Origin of the sequence: Streptomyces sp. (assembly GCF_036524955.1) — a bacterium.
In the GTDB taxonomy this organism is placed as follows: Bacteria; Actinomycetota; Actinomycetes; order Streptomycetales; family Streptomycetaceae; genus Actinacidiphila.
This window is the reverse complement of the sequence record NZ_DATDBG010000078.1, coordinates 21,951-35,886: the sequence shown is the minus strand read 5'-3', so window position 1 is coordinate 35,886 and position 13,936 is coordinate 21,951. Positions and strand designations below refer to the sequence as shown.

The following is a 13,936-nucleotide window of genomic DNA, read 5'->3' as shown; positions in this document are numbered from 1 at the left end:
CCGGGCAGCCGCGGCGCCGCGAGCGGGCCGTCGCCGCCGGTGTCATGGCCGACAACGCCCGCGCCGGCCCCGCCGCCGCCCCCTCCGTCACCGTCGCTCGGAGCCGGCGTCCGGCCCGGCACCGAAGGGGACCCGTGCGGCGGGCCCCCGCGGTGTCCGGCGCGCGGCTTCCCGCGGTTACCCATGCCGTCCCGCCGCGATCGCGGGCACGGCGGCGAACGTGGCGGGCCGGCGCAGCCGGGTCCAGTGGCCGGCCGGCCAGGCGACCCAGTCGGCGCGCCCGATCACCCGCCCCACCGGTACGGTGCCGCCTCCCGGGTCCCCGAGGTGGTCGCGGGAGTCGCGGGAGTCTTCGCGGTGGTCACCCATCACCCACAGCCTCCCCTCGGGCACCACGATGTCGAACGCCACCCCGGAGGGCCGGTCCCCGGGATACAGGTACGTCTCGTCCAGCGGATGGCCGTTGACCAGCAGCCGGCCCTGCCGGTCGCAGCAGGTGACCCGGTCGCCGCCGACGCCGATGACGCGCTTCACGTAATCCGTCCCGCCCTCCTGGCGGAAGGATCCCTCACCGTCGAACACGATGACGTCTCCCCGCCGCGGTGTGCCGCCGAAACGGTACGCCAGCTTGTTGACCAGCACCCGGTCACCGACCCGCAGCGTGTCCTGCATGGAAGCGCTCGGCACCTCGAAGGGCTCCACCACGAAGGTGCCGACGAGCAGCAGCGCGGCGACGCAGCCGAGCGCGAGCAGCACCGTACGGCGCCACTCCGCCCACACGTCCGCAAACGCCTCGGCCCACGAGCGGGACAGCCCGGGCAGCCCGGCACGGGACGCTTGCACGGACACGACGGAACGCGACCGCTCCTCCGGCTCCGCCTCACCGGCGGAAGAGGAACGGTCGCGTTCCGGTACGACTGCTTCGCTGTCCATCGAGGGCTGAGCCTATCCGGCCCGCCCCGCGTCCCGGCGGACGCCGGCTGCCCCTGCCGACGCCGGCGCGGCGATCAGTTGTCGCGCTTCTCCTTGATCTTCGCGGCCTTGCCGCGCAGCTCACGGAGGTAGTACAGCTTGGCGCGGCGGACATCACCGCGGGTCACGACCTCGATCTTCTCCACGATCGGGGTGTGCACCGGGAAGGTGCGCTCCACGCCGACGGAGAAGCTGACCTTGCGGACCGTGAAGGTCTCGCTGACGCCGGCGCCCTGGCGGCGGATGACGACACCCTTGAACTGCTGGACGCGGGAGCGGTTGCCCTCGATGACGCGTACGTGGACGTTGACGGTGTCGCCGGGGCGGAAGGCCGGCACGTCCGTGCGCAGGCTCGCGCCGTTGACGCTGTCGATCAGGTTGGTCATGGTGTTCTGCTTCCTCGCCGATGCCACAGGTCATCGACGGAACGTCGTAAGTCGTCCGGGGGGTGCCGACTGGTCCCGGCGGGCGTCGTTCCCCCCGTGGCAGGGGCGCGCGCCGGGCAGGCAGCAGCCGCTTATTCTTCCACGGCCTCGGGGGTGCGCCCAAATCGGCCGTCGGGGCCGGGCTGCCAGCCGAGGATGCTGAGCATCTCGCGGTCGTGCCGGTCGAAGGCCGCGGGGTCGCAGCGTTCGATCAGATCGGGCCGGTTGGCGACGGTTCGGCGGAACGCCTCGTCCCGCCGCCAGCGCGCGATCTTCCCGTGATGGCCGCTGAGCAGCACGTCGGGGATGCCGTGACCGCGCCACTGCGGCGGCTTGGTGTAGACCGGCCCTTCCAGCAGGTTGGCCATCGGGCCGGGCGCGAAGGAGTCGTCGGCGTGCGACTGGGCGTTGCCGAGGACTCCGGGCAGCAGCCGGGCGACGGCCTCGGTGATGACCAGGACCGCCGCCTCGCCGCCGGCCAGTACGTAGTCGCCGATGGACAGTTCGTACAGCGGCATCCGGGTGGCGTATTCAGCGGTGACGCGGCTGTCGATGCCTTCGTAGCGGGCCGGCGTGAAGATCAGCCAGGGCCGGGCCGACAGCTCTACGGCGGCGGCCTGGGTGAACGGCCGGCCGCTGGGTGTGGGGACGACGAGTACGGGGTCGTGCGCGCCCGCCTCGTACCCGTCGGCGAGGATGTCGTCCAGCGCCGCACCCCATGGCCCGGTCATCATGACCATGCCGGGCCCACCGCCGTACGGGGTGTCGTCCACCGTGTGGTGCCGGTCGCGCGCCCATCCACGCAGGTCGTGCACGCGTACGTCCAGCCGCCCGGCGGCCCGCGCCTTTCCGACCAGCGAGACGTTCAGCGGCTCCAGGTACTCCGGAAAGATCGTGGCGACGTCGATCCGCATCTCAGGACCCGTTCGTATCGGCTGCGGAGTCCCGGTCCGGTACGGAATCCGCGTCCGACACGGCCTCGGGCTCGTCCAGCAGTCCCGGCGGCGGGTCGATCACCGCGCGCTGCCCCTCCAGGTCGATCTCCGGCACGATCTCGGCAACGAACGGGATCAGCACCTCGCCGCCGTCCGGCCGTCGGACGACCAGCAGGTCCTGGTACGGGAGGTGGGAGATCTCGCTGATCCGGCCGACCTCCCGGCCGTCGCGGGTGACGACGTCGAGATCGACGAGCTGATGGTCGTAGAACTCCTCGGGGTCCTCCGGAGCCTCGTCCGGGTCCACCTCGGCGATGAGCAGCGTGTTGCGCAACGCCTCGGCACCGTTGCGGTCGTTGACGCCTTCGAAGCGCAGCATCAGCCGGCCGCTGTGCACACGCCCGGTGGCGATGGTCAGCGGGCCGGTCGAGGCGGGGTCGGTGGCCAGCACCGCGCCGGGGGCGAGCCGCGACTCCGGCTCGTCGGTGCGCACTTCGACGCTGACCTCACCCTTGATGCCATGGGCGCGGCCGATGCGCCCGACTACGAGCTGCACGTGCTACTCCTGCTCCGAAATGCCGGGGCCGGAGGCGGCGTTCACCACCTCCGGCCCCGATGCATCAGCCATCAAACAGCCATCGAACGCGAATCCTGGCGCCTGACGGCGTCAGATCCGCTCAGACCCGACCAGAATCCGGCCGGATCCGATCAGACCTGGTCCACGTCCACGAGATCGACACGGACCCCGCGACCGCCGAGCGCGCCCACGACCGTACGCAGCGCGCGGGCCGTACGGCCGTTGCGGCCGATGACCTTGCCGAGGTCGTCGGGGTGGACCCGGACCTCCAGCACACTGCCGCGGCGCAGGGTGCGCATGCCGACCCGTACATCGTCAGGGTTGTCGACGATGCCCTTCACGAGGTGCTCAAGGGCCTCCTCGAGCATACTCAGGCCTCGGTGGACTCGGCCGAAGCGGTGGCCTCGGCGTCGTCGGCCTTCTTCTCGGACTTCTTCGCCTTGGGGGTGATCGCCTCACCCTTCGGCTCGTCCGCGGTGTCCTTGGCGGCGGCCTCGAAGAGGGCGCGCTTGTCGGCCTTGGGCTCGGCGACGAGCAGCGGCGCAGGGGCCGGCTCGCCCTTGTACTTCTGCCAGTCGCCGGTGAGCTTGAGGATGGCCAGAACGGGCTCGGTCGGCTGGGCACCGACGGAGAGCCAGTACTGCGCGCGGTCCGAGTCGACCTCGATGCGCGAGGGGTTCTGCACCGGGTGGTACAGGCCGATCTCCTCGATGGCCCGGCCGTCACGGCGGGTACGGGAGTCGGCGACGACGATGCGGTAGTGAGGCGAACGGATCTTGCCCAGACGCTTCAGCTTGATCTTGACTGCCACGGGAGTGGGTTCTCCTGGTGTTGACGTGGTTGGGCACGACGGACAGCCACGTGGGGTTGTGGGAGTCGTGCGCCCGACGGACGCGTCAGCCGAAGGAGAGAGGGTTCCTGCACGGCTGTCGAGTTCTCAGCGGTACATTCTGCCACACTCGGCCAGCGCGTTCGACCGCACGGGCGCCCCCACGCCCGGCCGGGGACCGGCAGCCGGCGCCCCAGGATCCACGCGCGCGGCCGACAGCCCTGGGCCCACGGCTCAGCCGACGCCCACGACCTCCGGGATCCGGAACGGCTGGCCGCACGCCCCGCACATGATCGGCGCCTGGGCCAGTACGGAGGGCACGACGCGAACGTTGCGCCCGCAGTCGCAGACCGCCTTGACCCGTACCCCGCCGCCCGAGGAGCCGTGCCGGGCGGCCGGTCCGCGGAAGGAGCGGGCGGAGTCGGCGGCGATGGCCACGGTGTGCGCCTTGAGTGCGCGCTGGAGGCGGTCGATGGTCCCCCGATATCGCTTGCGGGTGTCGGGCCGCATCACCACGAGTGAGAAGCCGCTGCTCGGATGGGGCTCCTCGGCGTGGTCGAGGCCCATCTCGTCGGCGATCGCGAGGAATCGGCGGTTGTGGTAGCGGCCGGCGCGCGAGGTGTCGCGGATGCCGCGGGCGGCGGCGATTCCGTGCACGGCCTCGTGCAGCAGCCTGTCGAAGGAGAGCTCCGTGCCACAGGCGGACGAGGACTCTCCGATCAGGGACTCGGGCGCGGCCAGATCGGGCAGCTCGGGGTGGTGCCGTTGAATATCGGCCCAGGCGACTGCCAGCTCGGCGGCGAGTACAGGTGGTGTCGTGCTCACGCCGTACCAACGATCCGGAAGCTCCCGGTGTTCCGATTTAGGGCTAGCCCATTTAAATTGCACTGATCGGTCAGTTCCGGATGATGCGCGTAGACAAGGGCGGGTGCGGCGGACAGTGGAGAACCCGCGCACCCGCCTCAAGGACGGACGTTTGCCGTATTCCGTACGTCGGTTTCCGGTCAGCGGACGCTAGTACGCCCGCGCGACGATCGCCAGGGTGCCGGGGGCGTCGTCGGAGACCGGCACGGAACCGTCCTCCGCGACCAGGCAGCGCACCGAAACACCCTGTTCAGCGAGGGCGGCCTCGCCCTCGGCGCCGAGCTTCGCCCATGGGATGCGGGCCCAGCCGGTGGACGCGGCCTCGGCCGCCTCGATGATGGTCGAGGCGTCCACAGTGCGGGACAACCGGCGCTCGCGGGACTCCTGGAGGAGGCGTGCCTGGTCCTCCTCGAGCACCTTCGGCAGCAGGGAGTCGAGGCTGTCGATGGCGACCGGTTCCTTGCCGCCGGGGACACGGCGGGCCAGCATCGCGGTCCCGTTCTGCAGATCGCGCGGCCCGATCTCGACGCGCAGCGGCACGCCCTTGAGCTCCCAGTCCACCGCGCGGCGGCCGAACGGCGTATCGGTGCGGTCGTCCACCTCCACCCGCAGGCCGGCCTCACGCAGCCGGTCGCCGATCTCCCGCACCTTCGCGACGACCGCCTCGTCGTCCTTGATCGCCAGCACCACGACCTGGACGTGCGCCAGCCGCGGCGGCACCCGCAGCCCGTTGTCGTCGCCGTGCATCATCACCAGCGCGCCGATCATCCGCGTGGTGCTGCCCCACGAGGTCTGCCAGACGTGCTCCTGGACACCGTCCTTCGACAGGTACTGGGTGTTGAAGGCCTTCGCGAAGTTCTGCCCCAGTTCGTGGCTGGTACCCAGCTGCAACGCCTTGCCGTCACCCATCATCCCTTCCAGGGTGAGGGTGTTGATGGCACCGGCGAACCGCTCCCTGACCGTCTTGCGGCCCAGCACCACGTCCATGGCCAGCACGTTCTCCATGAAGTCGGCGTAGACGTCGCGCTGGATACGGGAGGCGAAGTCCCGGGCGTCCTCCTGCGTGGCGTGCGCGGTGTGACCCTCCTGCCACAGGAACTCCGTGGTGCGCAGGAACAGGCGCGGGCGCAGCTCCCAGCGGACCACGTTCGCCCACTGGTTGATCAGCAGCGGCAGGTCGCGGTAGCTCTGCACCCACTTGGAGAAGTACTCGTTGATGATCGTCTCGGAGGTCGGCCGGACGACGATCGGCTCTTCCAGCTCCTTGCCGCCGCCGTGCGTGACGACCGCGAGCTCGGGCGCGAAGCCCTCGACGTGCTCGGCCTCCCTGGTCAGGTAGGACTGCGGGATGAACAGCGGGAAGTACGCGTTCTGCGCGCCGACCGCCTTGATCCGCGCGTCCATGTCCTGCTGCATCCGCTCCCACAGGCCGTAGCCGTACGGCCGGATGACCATGGTGCCGCGCACCGGGCCATTGTCGGCCAGTTCGGCCTTGCTGATCAGGTCCTGGTACCAGCGCGGGAAGTCGTCCGCCTGGGGGGTGAGAACGGGAGCCTTTGCCATGCAGGCGATGGTACGGCCCGCCGCGCCCTCAGCGTGAATCGGCCAACCGGAGGAGTCTCCTCGCGGAAGTCGGCAAGAACGGTCCACCCGGACCCTGGACGGAGCCGCGAAACAGCAGTTGTCTGATTCAGGTACGAGCACGACAGGCAGGCGGCACGACAGGCAGGGCGGAACGGGGGCGAACGGCGAGGCGTCGGCTGATTGGGGCTTCCATGGCACCTACCCTCTCTCACGATTCCCGGTCCGGCCCGCAGGCCAGGGCACGGGACTGGGCGGAGATCCAGGAACGGATGCTCGTTCCGCTCTACGAGTCGGTGTACGACCGGCTCGAGGTCGGCGCCGGCACCGGGCTGCTCGCCCTGGGCTGCGGCTCGGGCCTGGCGCTGCTGCTGGCCGCGGCCAGGGGCGCGGCGGTCACCGGCTGCGACACCGACGAACACCGGCTGGCCCTGGCCCGGACCCGGCTGCTGCCCGAACCGCGCCGGGGCGCACCAGAACCCCGTTCCGCCGACGCCGCCGGGCCACGGTTGCTGGCGGGCCCGGCCGGCCGCCTGGGCGACGACCTCCGGTACCGCGACTACGACGTGATCACCGCCTTCGACCCGGCGGCCCCCGCCGGCGAACTGCGGCCCGTGCTCGCCGCCGTGGCTCGCGCGGCACGGCACGGCAGCACGGTGGTCCTGGCCGGCTGGGGCCCGCCCGAGCGCTGCTCGGCCTCCCGGGTGCTGAAGACGGCCGGCCGCCTCGCCGAACCCCGCGGGTCCGCCGCCCGCGTACGGCTCAGCGGCCGGGACGACCTGGAGGACCTGGCCCGCGACGCCGGTCTGCGCCCCGACGGCTCCGGCCGGGTCGCCTGCCCCTTCGGCTACCCCGACCTCCCCAGCGCCGTCCGCGGCCTGCTGTCCACCGGCCTCTTCGACGCCGCCGTCGAGGCCACCGACCAGCAGCAGGTCGACAAGGAGATCGCCGAAGCCCTCCACCCCTACCGCCGCCCCGACGGCATGATCCGCATGGAGAACGTCTTCCGCTACGTGGTCGCCCGCGTGGAGCGCGCGCCCGCCCGCAGGCGAGAGGCGCCCGACGCTCCCTCACCGAAAACCGGCTGGCCCTCTCCGGCACATCGTCCGCGAGAGTGGGCGGGTGCCCACTCCTGCCCTCCTCCCCGGTGACCGAACCCTCGTCACCCTGACGAAGGCGGGCCGGGAAAAGGACCCCCCTAGGGAGTCAGGCCCGGCCATTCCTCGGCGGTCAGGGCGAACCGCTCATGGTCGCGCCATGCGTTGTTGATGAAGAGCATGCGCGGGGAGAAGCCCTCGTGGCGGAAGCCCAGGCGCTTGGCCATCGCGATCGAACGGCTGTTGTCCGGCTGGACGTTGATCTCCAGCCGGTGCAGCCCGAGGCCGTTCGGGTAACTGGTGAAGCAGCGGTCCACGATCAGCCGCATGCCCTCGCTCATCCGGCCGGTGCCGTTGTACGGCAGGTAGCTGTCGTAGCCGAGAGTCGCGTTGCGGAACCGGGCGCGGACGATGTTGGCGACATTGCACTTGCCGACGATGCCGCCGTCCTCGTCGTTGATGATCAGATACGTCCGCAGCCCCGGGCCCTGCTGCCGCAACAGCTCGTGGAAGCCGTCCGGGTCCACCGGATTCCACGGGCTGAGGTGTTCGGCGGACCGCAGGACCGCCGCGCGGTGGGCCTCGGCGTCGCTGGGGCGGGGCTCTCGAATCGTGACTCGCATGGCCTCATTGTCGTGTACGCGTGCTGCTGCCCGCCCCGGTCACTTCGGCGGCAGGAAGTCCTTGAACTCCGACGGCAGTTCGAAGTTCTCCGTCCCCGAGCCCATTCCGAAGGCGCTGCCCGCCCGCTCCTCGCGGCGCGCGGCGGCGGCCTGCTCCTCCTGGAGCCGCTTCATCGGGTTCCCGCTGCGCCGGCTCCCCTTGCCCTTCTTCTGCTGCTTCTTCTGCCGGCCCGGCCCGCCGCCCATGCCGGGCATCCCCGGCATACCCGGCATACCGCCGCCCTGTGCCATCCGCGACATCATCTTGCGCGCCTCGAAGAACCGCTCCACCAGGCTCTTCACCGCACTGACCTCGACGCCCGACCCCTTGGCGATACGAGCCCTGCGCGAGCCGTTGATGATGTGCGGGTCGGCCCGCTCGCCCGGCGTCATGGACTTGATGATCGCCGCGGTGCGGTCCACATCGCGCTCGTCCAGGTTGTTGATCTGATCCTTGATCTGAGCCATCCCCGGGAGCATCCCGAGCAGCTTGGAGATGGAGCCCATCTTGCGGACCTGCTCCATCTGGGCCAGGAAGTCGTCGAGCGTGAACTCCTTGGGACCCTTCGCCAGCTTGGCCGCCATCTTCTCGGCCTCGGCCTGCGAGAAGGTCTGCTCGGCCTTCTCGATGAGCGAGAGCACATCGCCCATGCCGAGAATCCGGGAGGCCATCCGGTCCGGGTGGAACGCGTCGAAGTCGTCCAGCTTCTCGCCGTTCGACGCGAACATGATCTGCTTGCCGGTGACGTGCGCGATCGACAGCGCGGCACCGCCGCGGGCGTCGCCGTCCAGCTTGGACAGCACCACGCCGTCGAAACCGACGCCGTCCCGGAACGCCTCCGCGGTGTTGACCGCGTCCTGGCCGATCATCGCGTCGACCACGAACAGGATCTCGTCCGGCGTGACCGCGTCGCGGATGTCCGCGGCCTGCTGCATCATCTCCTGGTCGACGCCGAGGCGGCCCGCGGTGTCGACCACGACCACGTCGTACTGCCGGGACCTGGCGTACTCGACGGAGTCCCGCGCGACCTTGACCGGGTCGCCGACCCCGTTGCCCGGCTCGGGCGCGAAAACCGCCACGCCGGCGCGCTCGGCGACCACGGTGAGCTGGTTGACCGCGTTCGGCCGCTGGAGGTCGCAGGCGACCAGCAACGGGGTGTGGCCCTGCTTGTGCAGCCACTGCCCGAGCTTGCCCGCGAGGGTGGTCTTCCCCGCGCCCTGCAGACCCGCGAGCATGATCACGGTGGGCGGCTGCTTGGCGAACCGCAGACGCCGGGTCTCGCCGCCGAGGATCTTGACGAGTTCCTCGTTGACGATGCGGATGACCTGCTGTGCGGGGTTGAGCGCCTGGTGGACCTCGGCACCGAGGGCCCGCTGCTTGACGCTCGCAATGAAGGCCCGGACGACGGGGAGCGCCACATCCGCTTCGAGCAGCGCGATACGGATGTCGCGGGCGGTGGCGTCGATGTCCGCCTCGGACAGACGGCCGCGCCCCCGGAGGGTCTTGAAGGTATTCGCGAGGCGATCAGACAGAGTGTCGAACACGGTGGTCGCAGATCCTCGGGGTCGGGGGCGGAGACAATCGCCCTCCAGAGTATCCGGACCGGAGGGCAAGGCGTCGTCGGCGGCCGGAACGAGCAGGCGAGAGCGGCGCCGCCCGCCCCGGCGTCACGCCCGAACCCCTACCGCAGGGCCGCCTCCACCTGTTTCGCCACCTCCGCGGCGCGGGTGGACGGAAGGGGGTTGCCGTCCTTGCCGACGACGTAGAACGCGTCGACCGCGTTGGCGCCCAGGGTGGAGATGCGGGCGGAGCGGATGCTGACGGAGGTGGCACCCAGGGCGAGGCCGATCCGGTGGAGGAGGCCCGGGACATCGTGGGCGCGGACTTCCAGGACGGTGGCGGTCTGGGAGGTACTGCCGGGGGCCACGGTGACACGCGGTGGCGGTGGGGTGATGCCGCGGCGCCGCGGGTAGGCCGCCTCGCGCTCGGCGAGCCGCGCCTCGATGTCGAGGGCACCGTCGAAGGCGCGGGCCAGGTCGGCGCGGAGCCGGGCGGCCTCGGGCAGGGTGCCGAACTCCGCGGCGACCCGCCAGCTCAGCAGCGCGACCGGGCCCTCACCGATCGGGTCGAACGCCCGCAGGTCGGCGGCGCGGACGGTGAGCCGGTGCAGGGCCAGCACGCCGGCCGCCTGGGCGACCAGGCCGGGCCGGTCGGGCACGGCGACCAGCAGTTCCACGCCCAGCGCCTCGTCCTGAGCCTCGCCCTCGCCGTCGGGTTCGGTGTGCGCGTGCAGCGCGAGCACCGGTCCCCCGGTGCGGGCCGCCTCGATGGCGAGGCGTTCCTCCTCGGCGGTGGGCTCGCGGTCCGCGGTTTCCGGGACGCCGCCGTCCAGGGCGCCGGCCACCCGCTCCACCAGGTCGGCCAGGAGCGTGGCGCGCCAGGTGCTCCACGCGGCGGGCCCGGTGGCCAGCGCGTCGGCCTCGGTGAGGGCTGCGAGCAGTTCCAGCGTGGAGGTGTCGCGTACGGTCTCGGCGACGGTCCGTACGGTCTCCGGGTCGTCCAGGTCGCGCCGGGTCGCGGTGTCGATGAGCAGCAGATGGTGCCGTACCAGCAGGGCGAGCGTGTCGACGTCGGCGCGGCCGAAACCGATCCGGACGGCGACGTCGCGGGCGATGACCTCGCCGGCCTCGCTGTGGTCGCCGGGCCAGCCCTTGCCGATGTCGTGCAGCAGCGCGGCGGTCAGCAGCAGGTCGGGCCGGCCGACGCGGCGGGTCAGGTGGGCCGCCTGGACGGCGGTCTCCACCAGGTGCCGGTCGACCGTGAAGCGGTGCACGGCGTTGCGCTGCGGGCGGCAGCGGACCCGCTCCCAGTCCGGGATCAGCCGGGTGATCAGCCCTTCGGCCTCCAGCGCCTCCCACACCGCGACGGTGGATTCGCCGGCGCCGAGCAGGGTCAGCAACTGTTCGCGGGCCTCGGCCGGCCACGGCACCGGCAGCGGTCTGGCCGCGGCGGCGAGGCGGCGCACGGCGTGCAGGGACAGCGGCAGTCCGGCCTCGGCGGCGGCCGCCGCGGCGCGCAGCGGCAGTACGGGGTCACGTTCGGGTTTGGCGGTGAGCGCAAGGACGGCCTCGCCCTCCTGCTCGACCACGCCGTCGGCCAGCGGGACCCGCTCGGGGGTGCCGGCGGCGGTGGCGGAGCCTCTGGACGAGGTCCGGCCGCGGCCGAGCAGGCCGCGGCGGCGGGGGGGCCGCATCTCGCGGGAGCGCAGCACACGGCCGACCTCGCGCCAGGTGACGTCGGAGGCGTAGGCGATGCGGCGGGCGGCCTCGTAGACCTGGCGGAGCAGCGCGTCGGCGTCGAGCAGGCCGAGGGCGGTGGCGACCTGGTCCTGTTCCTGGAGGGCGAGCCGGTCGGTGGCACGGCCGGTGACCAGGTGGAGGGCGTCGCGGGCGTCGAGCAGCCGGGTGCGGGCCTCGTCGAGTCCTTCACGGGGGGCGTCGGCGAGCCAGGAGGCGGCGACGGCCCGCAGGGCGGTGGCGTCGCGCAGTCCGCCGCGGGCTTCCTTGAGGTCGGGTTCGAGCAGGTAGGACAGTTCGCCGTTGCGTCCGGCGCGTTCCTGGCACATCTCGTGCAGGGCGGGCAGCCGGCGGGGTGCCTGGTTGCGCCAGTCGGCGAGGACCGCGCTGCGCAGGCCGGAGGTGAGGGCGGGGTCGCCGGCGATGTGGCGGGCGTCCAGCAGCCCGAGTTGCACCTTGAGGTCGTCGGCGGCGGTCTTGCGGGCCTCGGCGGGGGTGCGTACCGAGTGGTCGAGGGCCAGGCCGAGGTCCCACACCGGGTACCAGATCCGGTCGGCGAGGTCGGCGATCGGCACCGGCCCGTCACCGGGGTCGTACAGCAGCACCAGGTCCAGGTCGCTGCGGGGCGACAGTTCGCCGCGGCCGTAGCCGCCGACGGCGACCAGGGCGTAGCCGCCGATGCCGGTCGCCTGGGCGGCCTCGGTCGCCAGTGCGGCGAGCCACTGGTCGGTGAGGGTGGCCAGCGCGGCGCGGCGCGGCGGCCCGGGCTGCGCCTCCTCGTTCAGGAGGCGCAGCCGGGCCGCCGCATAACCGCCGTCCGGCGCTTCGACGCTGTCGGTCACTCGTTCTCCAGCGCTGGGGTTGTGGAAGGGACTCGGCCGTGGCCGGTCCCCGGGGCTGGTCCGATGTGCCGGACCGGCCCCGGGGCCTGTCTGACGAGTCACACCGGCCCTAGAGCGCGTCCGGCCCGCGCTCTCCGGTGCGGACCCGGACGGCCGTGTCGACCGGGATGCTCCACACCTTGCCGTCACCGATCTTGCCGGTTCGGGCGGCCTTGACGATCACTTCGATGAGCTGTTCCGCGTCCGCGTCCTCGACCAGGACCTCTATCCGGATCTTCGGCACCAGGTCGACGGTGTACTCCGCGCCGCGGTAGACCTCGGTGTGGCCGCGCTGCCGACCGTAGCCGCTGGCCTCGGTGACGGTGAGGCCGTTCACGCCGAAGGTCTGCAGGGCTTCCTTGATCTCGTCGAGCCGGTGCGGCTTCACGACGGCGGTGATGAGCTTCACGCGTCCACCTTCTTGCTGGAGTCCGCCTCACTGGTGGTCCCGGCCGTGGCAACGCTGCGGGCGGCACCGCCGACGCCGGCGAAGTCGTACGCGGTCTCCGCGTGCAGGATCTGGTCGACGCCGGTGACCTCCTCGTCCTCGGTGACCCGGAAGCCCATGACGACGTCGATGAGCTTGGCGAGGATCGCCGAGCAGACCAGGGAGTAGCCGAGCACCGCGCCGACGCCGGTGAACTGCTTCCAGAGCTGGTCCCAGCCGCCGCCGTAGAAGACGCCCTTGGCGGTCTGGCCGACGCCGCCGGTGGCAAAGAAGCCGATGAGCAGCGAGCCGACGATACCGCCGACCATGTGGACGCCGACCACGTCGAGCGAGTCGTCGTAGTTGAACCGGTACTTCATGCCCACGGCGGCGGCACACAGCACACCGGCGATCAGGCCGACCGCGATCGCGCCGAGCGGGGAGACCGAGCCGCAGGCGGGGGTGATGGCGACCAGACCGGAGACCGCGCCGGAGGCGGCGCCCAGGGTGGTGAAGGAGCCGTGCCGGATGCGCTCGTAGATCAGCCAGCCGAGCATCGCGGCGGCGGTGGCGACCTGGGTGTTGGTGAAGGCCACCGCGGCGACGCCGTCGGAGCCGAGCCAGGAGCCGGCGTTGAACCCGAACCAGCCGAACCACAGCAGACCGGCGCCGAGCATGACCAGCGGCAGGCTGTGCGGGCGCATCGGGTCCTTCTTGAACCCGTTGCGCTTGCCGATGACGAGGATCACGCCGAGGGCCGCCGCACCGGCGTTGATGTGCACCGCGGTACCACCGGCGAAGTCGATGACGCCCTTGGTGAACAGCCAGCCGTCCGACGCCCACACCCAGTGCGCCACCGGGAAGTACACGACCGTGACCCACAGCGCGATGAACAGCGACCAGGCGGTGAACTTCACCCGGTCGGCGAGGGCGCCGCTGATCAGGGCGGGGGTGATGATCGCGAACATGAGCTGGAACACGGCGAACACGTAGATCGGGATGGTGTATCCCGGCCACAGTTCGGCGATTCCTATGTTGCGCATGCCCAGCCAGTTGGTGCCGCCCATGAACCCGCTGCCGGAGTCGAAGGCGAAGCTGAACCCGTAGAGCGTCCACAGGATGGTGACGATGCCCAGGCTGATGAAGCTCATCATGAGCATGTTCAGGGCGCTCTTGACACGCACCATGCCGCCGTAGAAGAAGGCGAGACCAGGGGTCATCACCATCACCAGAGCGGCGCAGATCAGCATGAACGCCGTACTTCCACTGTCGAGCTTGGGCGCATCCGCGGCCAGCGTCATGATGGCTGGTGCCATCGGCGTCTCCTCGTCAATTCCGGACGGCCCGTGCGGGCGGATCTTTGTGGGCCGGTTTTCGCCACGAGGTTGG

At 71.5% G+C, this 13,936-nt stretch carries 14 protein-coding genes; 1 reads left to right on the top strand and 13 read right to left on the bottom strand.

What is annotated here, in order from left to right; all coding sequences use genetic code 11:
• Positions 1–177: 177 nt before the first annotated feature.
• From lepB to proS, 8 genes are all read right to left on the bottom strand, one after another.
• Positions 178–933, bottom strand: a complete 756-nt coding sequence (gene lepB / locus VIW71_RS07050; RefSeq protein WP_331621128.1) for a signal peptidase I — start codon at positions 931–933, stop codon at positions 178–180.
• Between the two features lie 74 nt (positions 934–1,007).
• Complete coding sequence (gene rplS, locus VIW71_RS07045; protein ID WP_331621127.1) at positions 1,008–1,358, bottom strand: 50S ribosomal protein L19; 351 nt, start codon at positions 1,356–1,358, stop codon at positions 1,008–1,010.
• A 131-nt stretch (positions 1,359–1,489) separates the two neighbouring features.
• Positions 1,490–2,311 (bottom strand): tRNA (guanosine(37)-N1)-methyltransferase TrmD, encoded by an 822-nt coding sequence (gene trmD, locus VIW71_RS07040; RefSeq protein WP_331621126.1) that lies wholly within the window; start codon positions 2,309–2,311, stop codon positions 1,490–1,492.
• 1 nt (position 2,312) lies between these two features.
• On the bottom strand, positions 2,313–2,888 hold the full coding sequence (gene rimM, locus VIW71_RS07035) for a ribosome maturation factor RimM (RefSeq protein ID WP_331621125.1): 576 nt from the start codon (positions 2,886–2,888) through the stop codon (positions 2,313–2,315).
• A 152-nt stretch (positions 2,889–3,040) separates the two neighbouring features.
• Positions 3,041–3,277: an RNA-binding protein gene (locus VIW71_RS07030; RefSeq protein ID WP_331621124.1), complete on the bottom strand. Its 237-nt coding sequence runs from the start codon at positions 3,275–3,277 to the stop codon at positions 3,041–3,043.
• Between the two features lie 2 nt (positions 3,278–3,279).
• Positions 3,280–3,720: a 30S ribosomal protein S16 gene (rpsP, locus tag VIW71_RS07025; protein ID WP_331621123.1), complete on the bottom strand. Its 441-nt coding sequence runs from the start codon at positions 3,718–3,720 to the stop codon at positions 3,280–3,282.
• A gap of 252 nt (positions 3,721–3,972) precedes the next feature.
• On the bottom strand, positions 3,973–4,563 hold the full coding sequence (locus VIW71_RS07020; RefSeq protein ID WP_331621122.1) for a hypothetical protein: 591 nt from the start codon (positions 4,561–4,563) through the stop codon (positions 3,973–3,975).
• 189 nt (positions 4,564–4,752) lie between these two features.
• Positions 4,753–6,165, bottom strand: a complete 1,413-nt coding sequence (gene proS, locus VIW71_RS07015) for a proline--tRNA ligase (RefSeq protein ID WP_331621121.1) — start codon at positions 6,163–6,165, stop codon at positions 4,753–4,755.
• A gap of 212 nt (positions 6,166–6,377) precedes the next feature.
• Here proS and VIW71_RS07010 point away from each other — a divergent pair, with 212 nt between their 5' ends.
• A complete protein-coding gene (locus VIW71_RS07010; protein WP_331621120.1) occupies positions 6,378–7,334 on the top strand; it encodes a methyltransferase domain-containing protein in 957 nt (318 codons plus the stop codon).
• 47 nt (positions 7,335–7,381) lie between these two features.
• Here the strand turns inward: VIW71_RS07010 and VIW71_RS07005 are convergent, their stop codons facing one another.
• From VIW71_RS07005 to VIW71_RS06985, 5 genes are all read right to left on the bottom strand, one after another.
• The gene (locus VIW71_RS07005; RefSeq protein ID WP_331621119.1) at positions 7,382–7,903 is read right to left on the bottom strand and encodes a GNAT family N-acetyltransferase; all 522 of its coding nucleotides are present in this window, start codon (positions 7,901–7,903) and stop codon (positions 7,382–7,384) included.
• A gap of 39 nt (positions 7,904–7,942) precedes the next feature.
• Positions 7,943–9,487 carry a signal recognition particle protein gene (gene ffh, locus VIW71_RS07000; protein WP_331621118.1) on the bottom strand — a complete coding sequence of 515 codons (1,545 nt, stop codon included), beginning with the start codon at positions 9,485–9,487 and terminating at the stop codon, positions 7,943–7,945.
• 137 nt (positions 9,488–9,624) lie between these two features.
• Positions 9,625–12,081, bottom strand: a complete 2,457-nt coding sequence (locus VIW71_RS06995) for a [protein-PII] uridylyltransferase (RefSeq protein ID WP_331621117.1) — start codon at positions 12,079–12,081, stop codon at positions 9,625–9,627.
• 109 nt (positions 12,082–12,190) lie between these two features.
• A complete protein-coding gene (locus VIW71_RS06990) occupies positions 12,191–12,529 on the bottom strand; it encodes a P-II family nitrogen regulator (RefSeq protein WP_331621116.1) in 339 nt (112 codons plus the stop codon).
• Positions 12,526–13,863 (bottom strand): ammonium transporter, encoded by a 1,338-nt coding sequence (locus VIW71_RS06985; protein ID WP_331621115.1) that lies wholly within the window; start codon positions 13,861–13,863, stop codon positions 12,526–12,528. Before VIW71_RS06985 ends, VIW71_RS06990 begins: the two co-directional genes overlap by 4 nt.
• Between the last annotated feature and the right edge of the window lie 73 nt (positions 13,864–13,936).

Bases quoted from the DNA above. Each gene is read 5' to 3' on its own strand.
- VIW71_RS07010 (WP_331621120.1), top strand. From the start codon at position 6,378: ATGGCACCTACCCTCTCTCACGATTCCCGGTCCGGCCCGCAGGCCAGG.
- lepB (WP_331621128.1), bottom strand. From the start codon at position 933: ATGGACAGCGAAGCAGTCGTACCGGAACGCGACCGTTCCTCTTCCGCC.
- proS (WP_331621121.1), bottom strand. From the start codon at position 6,165: ATGGCAAAGGCTCCCGTTCTCACCCCCCAGGCGGACGACTTCCCGCGC.
- VIW71_RS06985 (WP_331621115.1), bottom strand. From the start codon at position 13,863: ATGGCACCAGCCATCATGACGCTGGCCGCGGATGCGCCCAAGCTCGAC.
- trmD (WP_331621126.1), bottom strand. From the start codon at position 2,311: ATGCGGATCGACGTCGCCACGATCTTTCCGGAGTACCTGGAGCCGCTG.
- VIW71_RS07030 (WP_331621124.1), bottom strand. From the start codon at position 3,277: ATGCTCGAGGAGGCCCTTGAGCACCTCGTGAAGGGCATCGTCGACAAC.
- VIW71_RS07005 (WP_331621119.1), bottom strand. From the start codon at position 7,903: ATGCGAGTCACGATTCGAGAGCCCCGCCCCAGCGACGCCGAGGCCCAC.
- rplS (WP_331621127.1), bottom strand. From the start codon at position 1,358: ATGACCAACCTGATCGACAGCGTCAACGGCGCGAGCCTGCGCACGGAC.